Consider the following 18,747-nt stretch of genomic DNA (forward strand, 5'->3'; position numbering starts at 1 on the left):
CAGATAGCGGAATTGTTCACATTACGATATAACTAAAACAATAAGTTATGCCCACTGCGTTAACGAAGAGGTGGAGAATGTTAGATAAGATTTGTCAGCTCGCACGGGATGCGGGTGATGCCATCATGCAGGTGTACGACGGTGCGCAGCCGATGGACGTTGTCAGCAAGGCGGACGACTCTCCGGTTACGGCGGCGGATATCGCAGCGCATGCGGTGATCCTGAAAGGCTTACAGGCGCTGACGCCGGACATCCCGGTCCTTTCCGAAGAAGCGCCCCAGAGCTGGGACGAACGTCAGCACTGGCAGCGTTACTGGCTGGTGGATCCGCTCGACGGCACCAAAGAGTTCATCAAGCGTAACGGTGAATTTACCGTGAATATCGCCCTGATTGAAAACGGGAAAGCGGTGCTCGGCGTGGTTTACGCACCGGTGATGAAGGTGATGTACAGCGCGGCGGAAGGCAGGGCCTGGAAGGAAGAGTGCGGGGTACGTAAGCAGATTCAGGTGCGCGACGCGCGTCCACCGCTGGTGGTGATCAGCCGCTCGCACAGCGACAGCGAGCTGGAGGAGTACCTGCAGCAGCTGGGTGAACATCAGACCACGTCGATTGGCTCGTCGCTGAAGTTCTGCCTGGTGGCGGAAGGGCAGGCGCAGCTGTACCCCCGTTTTGGGCCAACGAACGTCTGGGATACCGCAGCGGGCCATGCCGTTGCCGCTGCGGCCGGTGCGCATGTGCATGACTGGCAGGGCAAGCCGCTGGATTACACCCCGCGCGAGTCATTCCTGAACCCGGGCTTCCGGGTATCACTTTACTGAGCCAGCAGCTTGTGCAGCAGGGCAACCACCTGCTGCACCTCATCCTGGGTCAGCGCGCCGTCTTTGACCCACGCTACGCGGCCCTCTTTATCCAGCACGATAACCGCTGAACTCTCTTCTTCCAGCTGCCAGGCCTTACGCGTCACGCCGTTGCTGTCGACAATAAACTGCGACCACGGATAGAGCTTCTTATTGCTCTCCAGGCTTGAACGCACAAACATCCCGGAGCCGGGAATGGCATCGTCGGTGTTCACGATGGTGGTGGTCTGATAGCGGTCGTGAGGGAATTTTGCTGACTTGATCGCCTCCACGAGTGTCGCGTTTTTCTCTTTTGCGGATGTACGACCGGCAATATGTTGTACAACTCTCACTTTGCCCGCGAGCTGCGCGCTATTCCAGGCTTTATAGCTAAACTTATCATTGTCGAGAATCAATTCTCCCCGGTCAGCAATGCCGACGGGCGGAACGCGTTGTCCTTTTTCAATGTTATGTGCGGATGCCATCAGAGGCAGCAACAGGCAAGCTGCTGCCAGGATGTTACGTAGGGTCATGGTGTTTCCTTATTGTGAGCAGGTGATCCGACCACTTGGTCATGCGCTTTAATCATAAGTGCGATCAATGGGCTTTTCCCGCAATCCCGATGCCAGTTTGCGGGCGAACGCACATATCCATGCAAAAACGACGGCATATACTGCTCTGCATCACGGTTTGCAAAGATTATTCTGAATAATTGTAATCAAACGGTAAATAAACTTATGCACACTGGGTAAGTACGAGGTTCTGGTCTATAGTCATTGGGCATCAAAATTTGCGCTCAGGACAGTCGGGCCGATTGTGGCACCGCAAGAGCGTATGATTCGCAGGAGATACAAGAATGAAAATTTTCCAACGCTACAACCCGCTTCAGGTGGCGAAGTACGTGAAGATCCTGTTCCGTGGACGGTTGTACATCAAGGATGTTGGCGCTTTTGAGTTCGATAAGGGGAAAATCCTTATCCCGAAAGTGAAGGACAAACAGCACCTGTCTGTGATGTCCGAAGTCAACCGCCAGGTTATGCGTCTGCAGACTGAGATGGCTTAACCAGCGTGCTATGCAGTAGTTAAAAAGACGGCTCCCGATGGGAGCCGTTGATGTTTGTGGGGGAAGTATAACTCTGACTCTGTTGTATCGGTAAATTTCTGGTTGCCACTTTCCAGAGGAAGTATGAGTTTGTGTAGTTATTCTTAAACTCTCTTTCAGTGCTCTCTTTTTGATATAAAACAATAAAAAATTGATTCTCTATTGGCCTTATTGAATTACGCATAAAGAATGCTCATCTCATTAACGAAAAGGAGTTTTAAGGATGGCTATTCCTGCTTATTTATGGCTGAAGGATGATGGTGGTGCGTTAATAAAAGGTGCTGTTGACGTACAAGATAGAGAGTCAAGTATAGAGATAAATGGGTTTTCACATAATGTATCTATTCCAACAGATCCATTGACAGGAAAAATTACCGGAACAAGGAAGCACTCAAGTATCCTCTTTATGAAAGAATTTGATTGTTCATCTCCCTATCTGTTCAAGGCGGTTTGTACCGGTCAAACGTTAATAAGCGCAGAGTTTAAATGGTATCGTATTAACGATGCGGGCCAGGAAGTTGAGTATAACAACATGTTTCTTGAAAACGTAAAAATTGTCGGAGTTTCTCCTGTCATGCATGATACGAAAGATGCTTCGAAAGAGAAACATAATCACCTTGAATGTGTTGAGATGCGATATGAAAAAATAACATGGAAACACTGTGATGGGAATTTGCTCTTTTCCGATAGCTGGAACGAAAGGGCATAACATGAGACGTCCAGCGATCGCTGTTAAGCCTCAACCTCCTTATGATATTTCTTCATTTTCTCCACCTGGCGTTTCATTATCAAACAACATGATGATTGCGCGGTTCCATCATGGCCCGTCAGCGCTGACCTACTTATGGTTTTATAAGCAAGTAAAAGGGCATGGCCCTTGGGATTATAAAAACATATTAGGCAGGCAATACGAAAATTTTGGAAATTTTCATTTCGGAGCGGTAGGCATTGCCGCCGGAATTGAACCCGAGATATTATTGCGGGCAGCAGGACTTGCTCAAATTCTTGCAGGGACCAACGACCCTGGTTTTAAAAATTATCATGGGCCGGATTCACATGGGGATGATCCAACCGATCAGACATGGATTAGAGCAGGAATAGACTATGCTCAACGCTCTGGTTTTTAAAAAGAAGTGGCTATATATAATCGTCATGATTATTTTGTTAGGGTGTGGCATATGGCGTGTAGTTGATGAATTTCTTTACCTTGAACAAGATATTATACGCCGAGAGAAAGTTGGTGAGTTGTCAACTTTAATTATTACTGAAAGTAGTGCTGGAGCAACCACTCCATATGTATACCAATATTATCTATACTCTGCGAAAAAATCGGATGCGGATTTTTTAAATGATCTAAGAAATGGCTATGAACCTTTCCTGGTGACTACCGCCTCAGATGTGTATGTAAAAATTGTAGATAATTCTATCCATCTTAAGGTTAGTGGTGATATCTTTAAATTTAATAACGTTGCAGGCTATAGTTTTATATATATGGATTCATCACCGTTCTGAAATTTTTTATCAATGTCAGATACGTACTGCATATGAGTGAAAAAAGAAAGGGCAGTTAATCACTGCCCTTTTATTATTATGCCGACACCTTCTCTTCCGCGTCCGGCAGTTTCGGCACCAGCACGGTCGGTTTGCTGTCAATACGCGTCACCAGCAACTGGTCGATGCGGTAGTTATCGATATCCACCACTTCAAACTTGTAGCCTGAGAACTTCACCGAGTCGGTACGTTTCGGGATTTTACGCAGCATAAACATCATAAAGCCGCCGATGGTCTCGTAGTTTCCGGACTGCGGGAACTCGTCGATATCCAGCACGCGCATCACGTCTTCAATCGGCGTACCGCCGTCGATCAGCCATGAGTTCTCGTCACGCTGCACAATTTGCTCTTCCAGCCCCTGGCCGACCAGGTCGCCCATCAGCGTCGTCATGACGTCGTTGAGGGTAATAATACCTACCACCAGCGCGTACTCATTCATGATCACCGCAAAGTCTTCCCCGGCGGTTTTGAAACTTTCCAGCGCTTCGGAGAGCGTCAGGGTATCCGGCACAATCAGGGTGTTGCGGATCTGCACGCCGCTGTTCAGCGCCAGGCTCTGGTTCGCCAGCACGCGGTTCAGCAGATCTTTGGAGTCAACATAGCCGATGATATGGTCAATATCTTCGTTACAGACCAGGAACTTGGAGTGCGGATGCTGCGCCACCTTGGTCTTCAGGCTCTGCTCATCTTCATGAAGATCGAACCAGATGATGTTTTCACGGCCGGTCATGGAAGAGGGAACGGTACGGGATTCCAGTTCGAACACGTTCTCAATGAGTTCGTGTTCCTGCTTGCGCAGCACGCCGGCCAGCGCGCCGGCTTCCACCACCGCATAAATATCGTCGGAGGTGATGTCGTCCTTACGCACCATCGGCAGCTTGAAGATGCGGAAAATGACGTTCGCCAGGCCGTTAAAGAACCACACCAGCGGGCGGAAGACGTACAGACAGAAGCGCATCGGGTTGATGATACGCAAAGCCACGGCTTCTGGCGCAATCATACCGATGCGTTTCGGGGTCAGGTCCGCGAACAAAATGAACAAACCGGTGACCAGCGAGAAGGAGAGGATGAAGCTCAGCTGCTCGGCCAGCTCTGCTGACATGTAGTTAACGAAGAGGCTATAAAACGCCGGGGAGAATGCTGCATCGCCCACGATACCGCCAAGAATGGCGACCGCGTTCAGGCCAATCTGCACCACGGTAAAGAACATGCCGGGATTTTCCTGCATTTTCAGAATGCGTGATGCGTTGATGTTGCCCTCGTCGGCAAGCAGCTTCAGTTTGATTTTACGGGAGGCTGCCAGCGAGATCTCAGATATCGAGAAAAATGCGCTGACGGCAATGAGACAAAGTATTACTAAAATACTGTTTAACATAGTTTATCCGGCGTAACGCCAGATCCTCAGAAGGGGAGTTGATACCATTCGTGTGAAGACACATTGAACTCAGCTCGTAGCGTTGAGCCGATTATTTCAGCGGTAGTATAGCGTAAAGAGATGTAAATCTGCCAGAGGTCACGTTTTCGACAAAAAAAGCCGGACCGGCACAGGGCCGATCCGGCGCAAGGGCGTTATTTTACGGGGGTTAAGCTAACATCTCCCACCGCCTGGCGGGTAGCTTCGCCGCCCCAGACCTGATCGTACTCGTAGCCCGTAAGCTGCTTTATGACCACGCGGGTGTTGGCGTCACAGTCGCGGTAATCGCCGCCAAGCTTCCGACGGGCGATCTCCTTGAGCAGCACCTTGTGCGTTTCACGGGTCAGCTTGAATTTATAGGTAGTGAAAAAGCTCACGGCCAGCAGCGCTGCGGTGGCAAAAATCATCAGGCCGATTATCGCCCCGAGGGCGCTTTCAGGCTGCGCGCCGCTGCCTTTCACAAAGCCGGACTCCTGCAACACCAGGCCGATAATCATGATGGCAATCGCGACGGTGCTTTTGCGCGTCAGCACCATCACGCCGGCAAAAATGCCTTCCCGGCGCTGCTGCGTGACGATTTCGTCGATATCCGGAATAAAGCTGTAAATATTCCACGGGATATAATAAAGGCCGGATCGGGCGGCACCCAGCAGGATAAAGACGGCGGAGAACAGCAGCGTCGGTACCTGTGTTTCAGTGAGATAGACCGTAAACAGGAACGCCAGCACCAGAAAGATGCAGCCATACGAGAGGCGCAGCGCGGCGGAAGGGGTTATGTTGAGCCTGTTCAATAGCAGCATAAATCCGTACGTGCCTGGCACGGAGGCAAACGCCGCAATACTCAGCCAGCCGGACACCGCTGCCGCGTCCTGACTCAGGCAATAGACTACGTAATAGGTAAATACTGAACCAAATACGTCCATCGCGGTAAAGGAAAAAATATATATCAGAATATGCAGGCGGAACGCGCGAATACGGAATGACGAAAAGAGATCCAGAACCAGATATTTCAGGTGATTACCTATCCCGCTGCTGCGCCGGGTATCCACCTTAAAGTCCGACTCCTGATGCACGTCTTTTGCTTCCCAGGTGGTGTACCAGGTAATAAATACCGCAATACAAAAGACGCAGGAAAATATCAGGCCGGTCAGCGTATAGGTAAATGAATTATCCTTGCCGGTAAAATGCATAATTACGCCGGGGACCGACACCGCAAGAAAACCGCCCAGCTGGGAGCAGATCATACGTACGCCGGACAGGCGGCTGCGCTCTTCATAGCGGTTGGTCATTTCAGCGGCGAGGGTCTCCCATGGCACCAGCACCATCGCCGACAGCAGCTCGATAGAAAGGTAGGTGCCCAGGTAATACCAGTATCCCATATCCGTCAGCCACAGCAGGGCATACAGAAACATGAGCGGGGAGCTGAGTAATAAGAAGAAGCGGCGACGGCCAAATTTACGCCCAAGCCAGGTATCGCCGAAATTATCGGTGATATAACCCATTATCGGGCTTAATAACGCATCAATGACGCGGGCTATGGCAAATATAGAGCCCGCTTCTACGACGGATAATCCGCAGTAGGTGGTATAAAAAAATAGCAGCCAGGTGCCGATAATGGCGAAAGCGCCTCCGCCAAAGAGGTCGGTTATGCCGTAGCCAAGCGCCACGCCATAACCCACTCTGCGTTCAGTTGGTTTAACCATAATAATATCCAGTGTAGGGTAGATGTAGAGGTTGTTTTTTTATTTCACTGCTGGACTACACGTGACGTTCTGATTATTAATATCAATCCATTGCCTTAGCTGAGACGATCGATAAAAAGCCTCCACGAGCCTGAGTGATATTCCGGCGGTACGGATATCGATAAAATCCGTATTCTCCGGGTGACGAATGGCGTGATAAAAACGGCGAATGGCCTGCTGGTGTCCTAATCCCCAGTAACTTTTCGCCGTGCCGTCGGGAGAAGCATCGCTTTCAAGACGAAACCGCTCGTCGGGCGTTATGCGCCAGAGGGTGTTGTCGTTAAGCAACAGCGAGCCGCGTTCGCAGCGGATCTCCAGCCAGAGGGGGGAGTCCGCGGTGTGACAGTTGCTGGCATAAAACAGGCCGCGGGCCCCGTTGGCGAAGTGCAGCGTGGCCATCGCGCTGTCTTCCCCTTCCGTGACGTCGGCCAGTTCACCGCTATCGACCACCCCCTTCAGCCGCGTCACGCCACCGCCGAACCACTGCATCAGGTCGAGAGTATGGATAGCCTGGTTGATCAGCAGGCTTCCGCCTTCCGTTGCCAGCTTTCCACGCCACGGGCTTTCCGTGTAGTACGCGCCAGAGCGGGACCAGGTGAGTACGGCCTTGATACTTAACATCCTGCCCAGCCCGCCCTCCGCCAGCTCCTTGCGAATGCGCAGGCTGGTAGGGTTGAGCCGGTTCTGGTAGCAAACGCCGAGCCTGCCGGGCGCCTGCGCGGCGGAGGCGGCAATGTCCGCAAGCTCGCTGCTGTTCATGCCCACCGGTTTTTCACAAAAAACATGCTTCCCGGCGGCCAGCGCCGCCAGAATCATATTTTTATGTTCGAAGTGGGGCGTGCAGATATGCACCACATCGATGCCGTCATCCAGCAGCATTTCCCGGTAATCCTGATAAAAGCGGCACCGATAGTTCATCGCCAGCGTCAGTCCTTTGACGCTGTCAGTGTCTGCCAGCGCGCGCAGGGCCACGTTGGGGAGTTGCCTCAGGGCATTCACGTGGCAGCCGTGAATGGCCCCGGCGCCGATAATCGCCGCGTTGAGGTTTGTCATCTCGCCCCCTTACCCGGCCGCATTGGCGAGCATTTGCGCCTTCACGCACAGCTCGGCCGCCTTGAACGCGTGTGCCTGAGTCATGGCATTTTCGGTGCGGTGCAGGCAGTCGAGGATCAGGGCGCCAAAGTACGGGAACCCGACCTGCCCGGCGACCGGATAGCGGAACTCGCCCTCTTTATTGACGAGGTAGACCACATCCTGCTCGCCGCGGGTAAGATCGACATACTTGCGGATCTCGATATAGCCGTCGGTACCGAGCAGCGTCAGGCGACCATCGCCCCAGGTAGAGAGCCCATCAGGGGTGAACCAGTCGCAGCGGAAATAGCCGCTGGTGCCGTTTGCCCCTTTAATCATGGCGTCGCCAAAATCTTCGAAGGCCGGATGCTGCGGGTGGTTAACGTTGCGCACCTGGCTGGCCACCACGCGGGCATCGCTGTTGCCGGTAAAAAACAGGAACTGCTCGATCTGGTGGCTGCCGATATCGCACAGGATGCCGCCAAAGTAGCGACGATCGTAAAACCACGCCGGTCGGCCCGTGCCTTCCCGGTGCGGCCCCGTGCCAAGGGTTTGCACCACGCGACCAATCGCCCCCTGCTGCACCAGCTGCCCGGCAAAGACCGCGCTTTCCACGTGCAGGCGCTCGCTGTAGTAGACCGCGTATTTTCTCCCGGTTTTCTCCACCATCGCTTTGGCATCGGCCAGCTGTTCCAGCGTGGTGAGCGGCGCTTTGTCCGTGAAGTAGTCTTTGCCCGCCGCCATTGCCTTCAGCCCCAGCGCGCAGCGTTCGGAGGGGATGGCGGCACCCGCGACCAGACGCACCTCGTCGTCGTTGAGTATCACCTCCAGCGACTCCGCGACTTTCGCCTGCGGGTACTGCTGGATAAATTTATCCACGTTGGCCGGGTCGGGATCGTACACCCACTTCAGCGTGGCGCCTGCTTCAATCAGGCCGTTACACATGCCGTAGATATGCCCGTGGTCGAGCGCGGCGGCGGCAAACACAAATTCACCCGCCTGCACCACCGGCTGCGGTTTACCGACCGGCGCGTAGTTCATTCCGTCATTCTTGTTCATGGTTACAGTCCTCGATCCAGATCTTTACCCAGAGGGATAGCGCCCACTTCGCTGAAGCTGGTGACGCTTGCGGATTTTTCATAAAAACGGGGGGCGAGAGCATTAATGCCGCCGGTCAGGTAGAACGGGTCATCGCTGCGGATGGGTAAGGCGACGATACTGCGGGTGATGGCCGACTTGTAAATCGCGGTTATCAGCTCCAGCGAGCGCTTACCCTGCACGCCGTCCACCAGCGGGGCCGTGCCGCGCTCAATGCTCTGGAGCAGGTCGTTAATCTGCCCGGCGTGGAGCGTCCATGCGAGCCTGGGTGTCTCCTGAAACACGGCGTTTAGCCGCGCTTCGCGTTCAGCGTCGCTGGTCTCCTGCGGGAACCCGTTGTCGGCGCTTACGCTGGCAAAAGCCTGCCACGGCGCGGAGATGCGCGCCTTATCGCCCTGAATAATGATTTTCTGATCTTCGCCGTGGTGCACCACCGAAGCCGTAAGCTGCGTGAGCGCGCCGCTGGGGTATTTAAATATCGCGGCGCTAAGATCTTCCACCTCGGCGTTATCGTGGGCCACGTTGCTCATCATCGCCACCACCTCAGACGGAAAACCGAGCATCCACTGAATGGCGTCAATGTGGTGCACCGCGTGGTTAAGCGTGCAGCCGCCCCCCTCTTTTTCCCACGTGCCGCGCCACCACAGGTCGTAGTAGCAGTGCCCGCGCCACCAGAACGAATCTACCTGCGCATGGCAGATCTTCCCGGCGAGGCCGGAATCCACCGCCGCTTTTAAGCGCCAGAAGGCATCGGTGAAGCGGTTCTGGGCAATAACCGAGAGCATTTTTCCGCTGGCCTGCTGTGCGGCGATCATCGCGTCGCACTCCTCCAGCGAGGCGGCCATCGGTTTTTCACACAGCACATGGCAGCCCGCACGCAGCGCATCAATGCTGATTTCCGCATGAACATAGGGCGGGGTGCAGACGTCAACGATGTCCAGCGCGACCGTTTCTTCCAGCATCTGCTGATGGCTGGCGTACACGCGGGCCTCCGTCAGGCCGTAGCGCGCTTTTTTCTCCTCCGCTTTCTCCGGGTAGATATCAACCAGCGCGACAATCCGGCAGCGCTGTCCAAACTGCAAATAACCCTGAATATGGTTATGGGCAATGTTGCCCGTTCCCACAATGGCGACATTTAGCATCGATTTTCTCCGGCGTTACCAGGTGCCCGAGGCGTCCAGCGTGATGCTGGTGGCCCCTTTATCTACAGAGGTGCTGATGCGCTGCTGAAGCAGGCGCAGATACTGTTTTTCATTCAGCGGCAGCTCAACCCAGTCGTCGGTCCAGGTCGAGAGGTGCATGGCGTTTGAGAGCGTTAAGCCGCGAATGCCGTCCAGACCCGGCGCAATTAGCGGTTCGCCGCGCAGCACGGCGGCGCAGAAGTTGGCGGTGATAACGTGATGCTCGCTGTATTCAGGGGCTACGGGGAGGGTGACTTCCCAGCATTCCGGCTCGCCAAAGCCATTCTGCCAGCGGGCGTTAAACGCGGTTTCCGATTCGCGCAGCCGCCAGTAGCGCAGTTTCCCTTCCTCAACGACGACTTTGCCGCGATCGCCCACGATCTCCAGGCGGTTGGTACCCGGCGTTTCCGCGACGGTGGTGATGAACACGCCGGTCGCGCCGTTGGCGTACTCCGCATAGGCGGTGACCTCGTCTTCCACTTCGATATCGCGATGCTTGCCGAACTGGCAAAACGCGCGCAGACGAACCGGCATGCCCACCAGCCACTGCCACAGATCGAGCTGATGCGGATCCTGATTGAGCAGCACGCCGCCGCCTTCGCCTTTCCAGGTGGCGCGCCAGCCGCCGGAGTTGTAATAACTTTGCGAGCGATACCAGTTGGTGATGATCCAGTTGGAGCGGCGGATCTCACCCAGCTCGCCGTTGTCGATCAGATCTTTCACTTTCTGATACAGCGGGTTGGGCCGCTGGTTATACATGATGCCGAACACCACGTCGCACTCGCGGGCGCAGGCGTTCATCTCCTGCACCTGCGCGGTATAAACGCCTGCCGGCTTCTCGCACAGGGTATGAACGCCGTGACGCATCGCCAGCATCGACAGGCGCGGATGGTCGTAATGCGGCGTAGCGACAATGACCGCATCGATAAGCCCGCTCTGGAGCATCTCCTGCGCGTCACTGAACAGCGGAAGGGTGCCAACCAGCTGACGAATGGCGGGATGCTTATCCACCGCGTTATCGCACACCGCGGTCAGGCAGGCGTCGTTGACGGTACCGGCCAGTAAATAGCGCGCGTGAACCGTACCGATATTACCTATACCAATAATGCCAAAACGTACCTTCTCCATGTCTCACCTTAATTTCAGCCAAAAAGCGTGATGACCGAAAAATAGGAAAGGCGAGCCGCAGCGACAATGTGTTTTTGTGAGAATACTCGCAAGGTCAATAAGTAAACTCTAACCGTTTTGAAATTTAGTTTTAAAATCAATGCGCTGTTTCTGCAAATATTTGCAAAAACTGATTGAGAGCGAGGTCACACTATGCCGGGCAGGTTAAAAATGGAGGAGATCGCCTCCCTGACGGGGTATTCCGTGAGCACGGTTTCCAGAGTGTTAAGCGGCAAGTCTTACACCAGCGACAGGGCCCGGGAGGCGATTGTCCGCACCGCACGGGAGCTTGGCGTGCTGGAATCGATGGCGAGCGGGCGGCTCTTAATTAACGGCATCGCGGTATTTGCTCCCGAAAGAACCTTTCAGGGGCGCGGGGATATTTTTTATCTGGAAGTGACCAAAGGTATTGCCGAAGCCAGCGCGCCGCACAATGTCTGGATCAGCTATTGCGGATTAGAGGAACAGCATGCGGATGTGAAATTATTTATGGAAAAAGCCAGCCATAAAAATATTAACGCGATCATTATCATTGGTACGGATGATTCCACCATATTTAAGCTGGCCAGTACGCTGAATAAACCCTGCGTATTAATTAATTCCGTCGACCGGGATCGGGTGCTGGATTCCGTTTCCCCCGATCACCGCGCGATTGGCTTTACTACCATGCAGTATCTCTTCGAGCAGGGGCACCGGCGGGTGCTGACCATCACCTGCTTGCGGCGGGACACGCTCTATGCGCGGCTGGACGGCATAAAAGAGGCGTACCGGCATTTTCACGTGGCCTTTGAGCCGCAGCGGGACCTGCTGGTCACGGAGTGGTTTACGGCGGAGGAGGCTGAACGCGAGCTTGACGCATGGCTGTCAGGCCACGACAGAGCGCAGTGGCCCGAGGTGATTTTTCCCAACAGCACCAGCATGACGGAGGGCGTGCTCAGGGCACTCCGGCGCCACGGGCTGCGCGTGCCGGAAGATATCTCCATCATCACCACCGATTTTGCATGGAACTTAGCCAACCGGCTGGAAAAGCCGATTACGGGGATTGCGGTGCCCTGCCGGGAGCTGGGGATAGAGGCGGTGCATTTGGTGCAGACGCGGCTCAACCGGCCGCAGGCGCCGGTCTTTAACCTGCTGTTGCAGGGGAAAGTGCTGGATTACGGTTCGGTGAGCAACGCCACGCGCCACGCGGCTCGCGTGGCGCTGGATCGGTAGTCAGGCCTGCTGCGGCGGCAGGCAAACGCCGATGCCGCCAATGCCGCAGTAGCCGTACGGATTTTTATGCAGATACTGCTGGTGGTCGTCCTCGGCATAGTAGAACGGTTTTGCGGTGGCGATTTCGGTCGTCACCTGGCGTTTATCACCCGCTGCCTGCATCGCTTCCTGGAAGCGCGTCAGGCTGGCACGGGCGGCGGCCTCCTGCTCGGGGGTGAGCGGATAGATGGCCGAGCGGTACTGGGTGCCGTGATCGTTACCCTGACGCATGCCCTGCGCCGGGTCATGGTTTTCCCAGAACACCTGGAGCAGCTGTTCATAGCTGATGACGCCCGGGTCATACACCACGCGGACCGCTTCGGCATGGCCGGTCTCACCGGAACAGACTTCGCGATAGGTTGGGTTAGGCGTATACCCTCCGGTATAGCCCGCCGCGGTGCTGTACACGCCCGGCAGCTGCCAGAAGAGGCGTTCCACGCCCCAGAAGCAGCCCATGGCGAACAGGGCGATCTCCATTCCATCAGGAACGTTTGTCATTGAATGGTTGTTTACGGCGTGTAATGTTGCCACGGGCATAGGGGTGTTGCGTCCCGGTAACGCATCGGCCTGTGATACCAGATGCTTTTTATCGAATAAACTCACGGTGGGGCCTCCCGGGTGGCGTTGTTTCGGTTAAGGTTGTCACGACGCGTTTAATTGAACACAATAAATGCGATGAATGAGTCTAGATTTAATCATAAGAAATATTTGGGTGTTACACCCTTTTTCAACCCGTTATTTGGGTTTTTGGCCACCAGGCCGTATTTTGCCGCGGAGCGGCACTGCATTTGCTTCCAGGGTGGAAACAGGGATATTCAGGAGAAAACGTGACAAAGATCCGCCAGTTATGTTTGGTCAGTTTAATGCTGACAAGCGGGATTGCCAGCGCGGCGAATGTCCGTTTGCAGGTTGAGGGGCTATCCGGGGCGCTGGAAAAAAACGTGCGTGCGCAGCTTTCCACCATCCAGAGCGACGAAGTGACGCCGGACCGGCGTTTTCGCGCGCGCGTGGATGACGCCATCCGTGAGGGCCTAAAGGCGCTGGGGTATTACGAGCCCACCATCGATTTCGATTTACGCCCGCCGCCGGCCAAAGGGCGGCAGGTGCTGATTGCCCGCGTTTCGCCGGGCGAACCCGTTTTAATTGGCGGCACAAACGTGGTGCTGCGCGGCGGTGCGCGTACGGATCGGGATTATCTCGACCTGCTCAGCACCCGCCCGAAGGTGGGCACCGTCCTGAATCACGGTGATTACGACCGCTTTAAAAAGTCGCTCACCAGCGTCTCGCTGCGCAAAGGCTACTTCGACAGCCAGTTCAATAAAAGCCAGCTGGGCGTCGCGCTGGAGCGGCGTCAGGCGTTCTGGGATATCGATTACGACAGCGGCGAGCGCTATCGGTTTGGCGACGTAACCTTCGAAGGCTCGCAGATCCGCGAAGAGTACCTGCAAAACCTGGTGCCGTTCAAAAAGGGCGACTACTACCAGTCCAGCGATCTGGGCGAGCTTAACCGCCGTTTGTCCGCCACCGGCTGGTTTAACTCGGTGGTGGTGGCGCCGGAGTTTGAGAAGTCCCGTAAAACGAAGGTTTTACCGCTGCATGGCGTGGTCTCTCCGCGCACCGAGAACACCATTGAGACCGGTGTCGGCTACTCCACGGATGTCGGCCCACGGGTGAAAGCCCAGTGGCGAAAGCCGTGGATGAACTCCTACGGCCACAGCCTGACCACCAGCGTCAGCCTCTCGGCACCCGAGCAGCAGCTGGACTTCAGCTATAAAATGCCGCTGCTGAAAAACCCGCTTGAGCAGTATTACCTGGTTCAGGGCGGCTTTAAGCGCACCGATTTGAACGATACCGAGCAGGACTCGACGACGCTTGCGGTATCCCGCTTCTGGGATCTCTCCAGCGGCTGGCAGCGCGCCATCAACCTGCGCTGGAGCCTCGACCACTTTACCCAGGCAAACGTCACCAACACCACCATGCTGCTTTATCCGGGGGTGATGATCAGCCGTACCCGCTCGCGCGGCGGCCTGATGCCAACCTGGGGCGATTCGCAGCGCTACTCCATCGATTATTCCAATACGGCCTGGGGATCGGACGTGGACTTCTCGGTGGTACAGGCGCAGAACGTCTGGATCCGCACCCTGTACGACAAACACCGCTTCGTGGTTCGCGGCAACCTCGGCTGGATTGAAACCGGCGACTTTGAGCGCGTTCCGCCGGATCTGCGCTTCTTCGCCGGGGGCGACCGCAGCATTCGCGGGTATAAGTACAAATCGATCTCGCCTGAAAACGAAAAAGGGCAGCTGACCGGGGCATCTAAGCTGGCGACCGGCTCGCTGGAGTACCAGTACAACGTCAGCGGCAAATGGTGGGGCGCCATGTTTGTCGACGGTGGTGAAGCGGTGAACGACATCCGCCGCAGCGATTTCAAAACCGGCGCGGGCGTGGGCGTGCGCTGGCAGTCACCGGTCGGGCCGATCAAGCTCGATTTCGCCGTTCCGGTGGGTGACAAAGACGAACACGGTTTACAGTTTTACATCGGTCTGGGGCCTGAATTATGAGTTTATGGAAGAAAATAAGCCTCGGAGTGCTGATTTTTATCGTATTGCTGCTTGGTGCGGTGGCGTTTCTGGTGGGCACCACCACCGGCCTGCACCTGCTGTTTAACGCCGCGAACCGCTGGGTGCCGGGGCTTGAAATCGGTCAGGTGACGGGCGGCTGGCGCGATCTGCGGCTGAAAAATATCCGTTACGAACAGCCCGGCGTGGCGGTAAACGCCGGTGAGTTTCATCTGGCGGTGAAGCTGGGCTGCCTGCGGGATAGTCAATTGTGCGTAAACGATCTGTCGTTAAAAGACGTTAACGTGGCGATAGATTCCGAGAAAATGCCAAAGTCTGCGCCGGTCGAGGAAGAGGATAGCGGCCCGCTTAATCTCTCCACGCCGTACCCGATCGCGCTCAGTCGGGTGGCGCTGGACAACGTGAATATCAAAATCGACGATACGACGGTGTCCGTGATGGACTTCACCTCCGGCCTGCGCTGGCAGGAGAAAAACCTCACCCTGACGCCAACCTCCCTTCAGGGGCTGCTGATTGCCCTGCCGAAGGTCGCTGACGTGGCGCAGGAAGAGATCGTTGAGCCGAAGATCCAGAACCCGCAGCCGGAAGAAAAACCGCTGGGTGAAACCCTGAAAGCGCTCTTCTCGAAACCGGTTCTGCCGGAGATGACCGACGTGCATCTGCCGCTGAATCTCAATATCGAATCGTTCAGGGGCGAGCAGCTGCGTCTTACCGGGGATACCGATCTGACGGTCTATAACATGCTGCTTAAGGTCAGCAGCATCGACGGCAACATGAAGCTCGACGCGCTGGATATCGACACTAACCAGGGCTCGGTGAACGCCTCAGGCAACGCGCTGCTGCGCGACAGCTGGCCGGTGGATATCACGCTTAACAGCGCCCTGAACATCGATCCGCTGAAGGGCGAGAAGGTGAAGGTGAAGGTTGGCGGTGCGCTGCGCGACAAGCTGGAGTTCGGCGTAAATCTCTCCGGCCCGGTGGATATGGTGCTGCGTGGGCAAACCCGGCTGGCGGAGGCCGGTTTACCGCTCAATCTTGAGCTCGTCAGCAAGCAGCTTTACTGGCCGTTCACCGGCGAAAAACAGTTCCAGGCCGACGATCTGAAGCTGAAGCTAAGCGGCAAAATGACCGACTACACGCTGTCGTTCCGTACGGCAGTGAAAGGGCAGGGGGTACCTCCCGCCGATATCACCCTTGATGCGAAGGGCAACGAGCTGCAGGTTAACCTCGACAAGCTGACCGTAGCGGCGCTGGAAGGGAAAACCGAGCTGACCGCGCTGCTCGACTGGCAGCAGGCGATCAGCTGGCGCGGCGAGCTGAAGCTGACCGGCATCAACACCGCCAAAGAGGTGCCGGACTGGCCGTCAAAACTGGATGGTCTGATCAAAACCCGCGGCAGCCTGTACGGCGGCACCTGGCAGATGGACGTGCCGGAGATCAGGCTCACCGGCAACGTGAAGCAGAACAAGGTCAAGGTCGAAGGTTCGGTTAAGGGCAACAGCTATCTCCAGTGGGTGATCCCGGGCCTGCACGTGGCGCTCGGCCGCAACACGGCGGACATTAAGGGCGAGCTGGGGGTGAAAGACCTGAATCTGGATGCCACCATCGACGCGCCGAATCTTGATAACGCCCTGCCTGGGCTGGGCGGCACGGCGAAGGGGTTAGTGAAGGTTCGCGGTACGGTGGAAGCGCCGCAGCTGCTGGCAGACATCACCGCCAATAACCTGCGCTGGCAGGAGCTCTCCATCGCCCGCGTGCGGGTCGACGGCGACGTGAAGTCCACCGATCAGATTGGCGGAAACCTGGACCTGCGCGTGGAGCGTATCTCCCAGCCTGACGTGAACATCAGCCTGGTGACGCTGGCGGCCAAAGGTAACGAAAAGCAGCACGATCTCCAGCTGCGCGTGCAGGGCGAGCCGGTCTCCGGCCAGCTCCACCTGGCAGGCAGTTTTGACCGTAAAGCGACGCGCTGGAAAGGCGTGCTGGATAACACCCGCTTCAGCACGCCGGTAGGGCCGCTGGTGCTGTCACGCTCTGTCGCGCTGGACTATCGCAATGCGGAGCAAAAGATCAGCATTGGGCCACACTGCTGGACCAACCCGAATGCCGAGCTGTGCGTGCCGCAGACCATTGATGCGGGGGCGGAAGGGCGCGCGCAGATCAACCTCAACCGTTTCGACCTGGCAATGCTGAAACCGTTTATGCCGGAAACCACTCAGGCCAGCGGCGTCTTTAGCGGTAAAGCGGACGTGGCGTGGGACACCACCAAAGAGGGGCTGCCGCAGGGTAGCGTTACGCTCTCCGGGCGTAACGTGAAGGTGACGCAGGAGGTCAATGACGCGCCGCTGCCCGTGGCGTTCGACACCCTGAACCTGAATGCCGACCTGCGTAACAACCGTGCAGAGCTGGGATGGCTAATCCGCCTGACCAACAACGGCCAGCTTGACGGACAGGTGCAAATCACCGATCCGCAGGGCCGACGCAATCTTGGCGGCAGCGTCAATATTCGCAACTTCAACCTGGCGATGGTGAACCCGATTTTCTCGCGCGGGGAAAAGGCGGCGGGGATGCTCAGCGCCAACCTGCGCCTGACGGGGGATGCGCAAAGCCCGCAACTGTTCGGCCAGATGCGGTTAAACGGTGTGGATATCGACGGTAACTTTATGCCGTTCGATATGCAGCCAAGCCAGCTTGCGATGAACTTTAACGGCCAGAGCTCAACCCTCAGCGGTTCAGTGCTGACGCAGCAGGGGCAAATTAACCTGAGCGGTGATGCAGACTGGAGCCAGCTCGACAACTGGCGCGCCCGTATTGCGGCCAAGGGCAGCAGGGTTCGCATCACGGTACCGCCGATGGTGCGGCTGGACGTGTCGCCAGACGTGGTCTTTGAGGCGACGCCAAGTCTCTTCACGCTGGATGGCCGCGTTGACGTGCCGTGGGCGCGCATCGTCGTGCACGAGGTGCCGGAAAGCGCGGTCGGCGTCTCCAGTGATGAAGTGATGCTCGATGAAAATCTGAAACCTCTTGAACAGAAGAGCGCCGGCATACCGATCAATAGTAATCTTATCGTGCACGTGGGGAATAACGTGCGTCTGGACGCGTTTGGGCTGAAGGCGAGGCTCACGGGCGATCTGAAAGTGGCGCAGGATCAGCAGGGGCTTGGCCTGAACGGGCAAATCAATATTCCTGAAGGGCGCTTCCATGCCTACGGCCAGGATTTGATAGTGCGTAAAGGCGAGCTGCTGTTCTCCGGTCCGCCGGATCAGCCGGTCCTTAACATTGAGGCGATTCGTAACCCGGACGCCACCGAAGATGACGTGATTGCGGGCGTGCGCGTTACCGGCTCCGCCGACGAACCTAAGGCTGAAATCTTCTCAGACCCGGCCATGTCGCAACAGGAAGCGCTCTCGTACCTGCTGCGCGGTCAGGGTCTGGATAGCCAGCAGGGCGATGGCGCGGCAATGACGTCAATGTTAGTCGGTCTGGGGGTTGCACAAAGTGGTCAGGTTGTGGGTAAAATCGGCGAGACGTTTGGCGTAAGCAATCTGGCGCTGGACACTCAGGGCGTGGGTGACTCTTCGCAGGTAGTGGTCAGCGGCTATGTACTGCCGGGTCTGCAGGTAAAATATGGCGTGGGGATCTTTGACTCGCTGGCTACACTCACGTTACGTTATCGCCTGATGCCTAAGCTATATCTGGAAGCAGTGTCCGGCGTAGACCAGGCACTTGATCTGCTCTATCAGTTTGAGTTTTAG

The 18,747-nt window shown here is 56.0% G+C and carries 16 protein-coding genes; 8 read left to right on the plus strand and 8 right to left on the minus strand.

Annotated features, from left to right (window positions below; all coding sequences use genetic code 11):
* Positions 1-77: 77 nt before the first annotated feature.
* Positions 78-818: a 3'(2'),5'-bisphosphate nucleotidase CysQ gene (cysQ, locus tag OWK27_RS18285; protein WP_242173863.1), complete on the plus strand. Its 741-nt coding sequence runs from the start codon at positions 78-80 to the stop codon at positions 816-818.
* On the opposite strand, the gene OWK27_RS18290 is transcribed toward cysQ, so the two are convergent.
* A complete protein-coding gene (locus OWK27_RS18290) occupies positions 812-1,369 on the minus strand; it encodes a YtfJ family protein (RefSeq protein ID WP_176608883.1) in 558 nt (185 codons plus the stop codon). The two genes, cysQ and OWK27_RS18290, sit on opposite strands and share 7 nt — an antisense overlap.
* A gap of 323 nt (positions 1,370-1,692) precedes the next feature.
* On the opposite strand from OWK27_RS18290, the gene OWK27_RS18295 reads away from it, so the two are divergent.
* From OWK27_RS18295 to OWK27_RS18310, 4 genes are all read left to right on the plus strand, one after another.
* Positions 1,693-1,899, plus strand: a complete 207-nt coding sequence (locus tag OWK27_RS18295; protein ID WP_003856054.1) for a DUF1107 domain-containing protein — start codon at positions 1,693-1,695, stop codon at positions 1,897-1,899.
* Positions 1,900-2,161: 262 nt separating this feature from the next.
* Positions 2,162-2,647 (plus strand): Hcp family type VI secretion system effector, encoded by a 486-nt coding sequence (locus OWK27_RS18300; RefSeq protein WP_038418543.1) that lies wholly within the window; start codon positions 2,162-2,164, stop codon positions 2,645-2,647.
* A gap of 1 nt (position 2,648) precedes the next feature.
* Positions 2,649-3,065: a polymorphic toxin type 44 domain-containing protein gene (locus OWK27_RS18305; RefSeq protein ID WP_148421908.1), complete on the plus strand. Its 417-nt coding sequence runs from the start codon at positions 2,649-2,651 to the stop codon at positions 3,063-3,065.
* Complete coding sequence (locus OWK27_RS18310) at positions 3,043-3,450, plus strand: hypothetical protein (RefSeq protein ID WP_148421910.1); 408 nt, start codon at positions 3,043-3,045, stop codon at positions 3,448-3,450. Before OWK27_RS18305 ends, OWK27_RS18310 begins: the two co-directional genes overlap by 23 nt.
* Positions 3,451-3,526: 76 nt before the next feature.
* On the opposite strand, the gene OWK27_RS18315 is transcribed toward OWK27_RS18310, so the two are convergent.
* From OWK27_RS18315 to OWK27_RS18340, 6 genes are all read right to left on the minus strand, one after another.
* Positions 3,527-4,864 carry a hemolysin family protein gene (locus tag OWK27_RS18315; RefSeq protein WP_148421912.1) on the minus strand — a complete coding sequence of 446 codons (1,338 nt, stop codon included), beginning with the start codon at positions 4,862-4,864 and terminating at the stop codon, positions 3,527-3,529.
* A 194-nt stretch (positions 4,865-5,058) separates the two neighbouring features.
* Positions 5,059-6,606, minus strand: a complete 1,548-nt coding sequence (locus OWK27_RS18320) for an MFS transporter (RefSeq protein WP_242173858.1) — start codon at positions 6,604-6,606, stop codon at positions 5,059-5,061.
* Between the two features lie 39 nt (positions 6,607-6,645).
* Entirely contained in the window at positions 6,646-7,698 is a 1,053-nt protein-coding gene (locus OWK27_RS18325) for a Gfo/Idh/MocA family protein (RefSeq protein WP_267590932.1), read from the minus strand.
* A 9-nt stretch (positions 7,699-7,707) separates the two neighbouring features.
* Entirely contained in the window at positions 7,708-8,775 is a 1,068-nt protein-coding gene (locus tag OWK27_RS18330; protein ID WP_267590933.1) for a Gfo/Idh/MocA family protein, read from the minus strand.
* Positions 8,776-8,777: 2 nt separating this feature from the next.
* Complete coding sequence (locus OWK27_RS18335; RefSeq protein WP_148421919.1) at positions 8,778-9,956, minus strand: Gfo/Idh/MocA family protein; 1,179 nt, start codon at positions 9,954-9,956, stop codon at positions 8,778-8,780.
* Positions 9,957-9,971: 15 nt separating this feature from the next.
* Positions 9,972-11,123, minus strand: a complete 1,152-nt coding sequence (locus tag OWK27_RS18340; protein ID WP_267590934.1) for a Gfo/Idh/MocA family protein — start codon at positions 11,121-11,123, stop codon at positions 9,972-9,974.
* Positions 11,124-11,315: 192 nt separating this feature from the next.
* On the opposite strand from OWK27_RS18340, the gene OWK27_RS18345 reads away from it, so the two are divergent.
* Positions 11,316-12,374, plus strand: coding sequence for a LacI family DNA-binding transcriptional regulator (locus OWK27_RS18345; RefSeq protein WP_148421923.1), 1,059 nt, complete (start codon positions 11,316-11,318; stop codon positions 12,372-12,374).
* Here the strand turns inward: OWK27_RS18345 and msrA are convergent, their stop codons facing one another.
* Positions 12,375-13,016 (minus strand): peptide-methionine (S)-S-oxide reductase MsrA, encoded by a 642-nt coding sequence (gene msrA, locus OWK27_RS18350; protein WP_148421924.1) that lies wholly within the window; start codon positions 13,014-13,016, stop codon positions 12,375-12,377.
* 224 nt (positions 13,017-13,240) lie between these two features.
* On the opposite strand from msrA, the gene tamA reads away from it, so the two are divergent.
* A complete protein-coding gene (gene tamA, locus OWK27_RS18355; protein WP_267590935.1) occupies positions 13,241-14,974 on the plus strand; it encodes an autotransporter assembly complex protein TamA in 1,734 nt (577 codons plus the stop codon).
* Positions 14,971-18,747: an autotransporter assembly complex protein TamB gene (tamB, locus tag OWK27_RS18360; RefSeq protein WP_267590936.1), complete on the plus strand. Its 3,777-nt coding sequence runs from the start codon at positions 14,971-14,973 to the stop codon at positions 18,745-18,747. Before tamA ends, tamB begins: the two co-directional genes overlap by 4 nt.

Source organism: Enterobacter cloacae complex sp. 2022EL-00788 (assembly GCF_026627565.1).
GTDB lineage: Bacteria > Pseudomonadota > Gammaproteobacteria > Enterobacterales > Enterobacteriaceae > Enterobacter > Enterobacter pasteurii.

Excerpts from the sequence above, each read along its gene's own strand:
- cysQ (WP_242173863.1), top strand. The coding sequence starts at position 78 with ATGTTAGATAAGATTTGTCAGCTCGCACGGGATGCGGGTGATGCCATC.
- OWK27_RS18290 (WP_176608883.1), bottom strand. The coding sequence starts at position 1,369 with ATGACCCTACGTAACATCCTGGCAGCAGCTTGCCTGTTGCTGCCTCTG.
- OWK27_RS18295 (WP_003856054.1), top strand. The coding sequence starts at position 1,693 with ATGAAAATTTTCCAACGCTACAACCCGCTTCAGGTGGCGAAGTACGTG.
- OWK27_RS18300 (WP_038418543.1), top strand. The coding sequence starts at position 2,162 with ATGGCTATTCCTGCTTATTTATGGCTGAAGGATGATGGTGGTGCGTTA.
- OWK27_RS18305 (WP_148421908.1), top strand. The coding sequence starts at position 2,649 with ATGAGACGTCCAGCGATCGCTGTTAAGCCTCAACCTCCTTATGATATT.
- OWK27_RS18310 (WP_148421910.1), top strand. The coding sequence starts at position 3,043 with ATGCTCAACGCTCTGGTTTTTAAAAAGAAGTGGCTATATATAATCGTC.
- OWK27_RS18315 (WP_148421912.1), bottom strand. The coding sequence starts at position 4,864 with ATGTTAAACAGTATTTTAGTAATACTTTGTCTCATTGCCGTCAGCGCA.
- OWK27_RS18320 (WP_242173858.1), bottom strand. The coding sequence starts at position 6,606 with ATGGTTAAACCAACTGAACGCAGAGTGGGTTATGGCGTGGCGCTTGGC.
- OWK27_RS18325 (WP_267590932.1), bottom strand. The coding sequence starts at position 7,698 with ATGACAAACCTCAACGCGGCGATTATCGGCGCCGGGGCCATTCACGGC.
- OWK27_RS18330 (WP_267590933.1), bottom strand. The coding sequence starts at position 8,775 with ATGAACAAGAATGACGGAATGAACTACGCGCCGGTCGGTAAACCGCAG.
- OWK27_RS18335 (WP_148421919.1), bottom strand. The coding sequence starts at position 9,956 with ATGCTAAATGTCGCCATTGTGGGAACGGGCAACATTGCCCATAACCAT.
- OWK27_RS18340 (WP_267590934.1), bottom strand. The coding sequence starts at position 11,123 with ATGGAGAAGGTACGTTTTGGCATTATTGGTATAGGTAATATCGGTACG.
- OWK27_RS18345 (WP_148421923.1), top strand. The coding sequence starts at position 11,316 with ATGCCGGGCAGGTTAAAAATGGAGGAGATCGCCTCCCTGACGGGGTAT.
- tamB (WP_267590936.1), top strand. The coding sequence starts at position 14,971 with ATGAGTTTATGGAAGAAAATAAGCCTCGGAGTGCTGATTTTTATCGTA.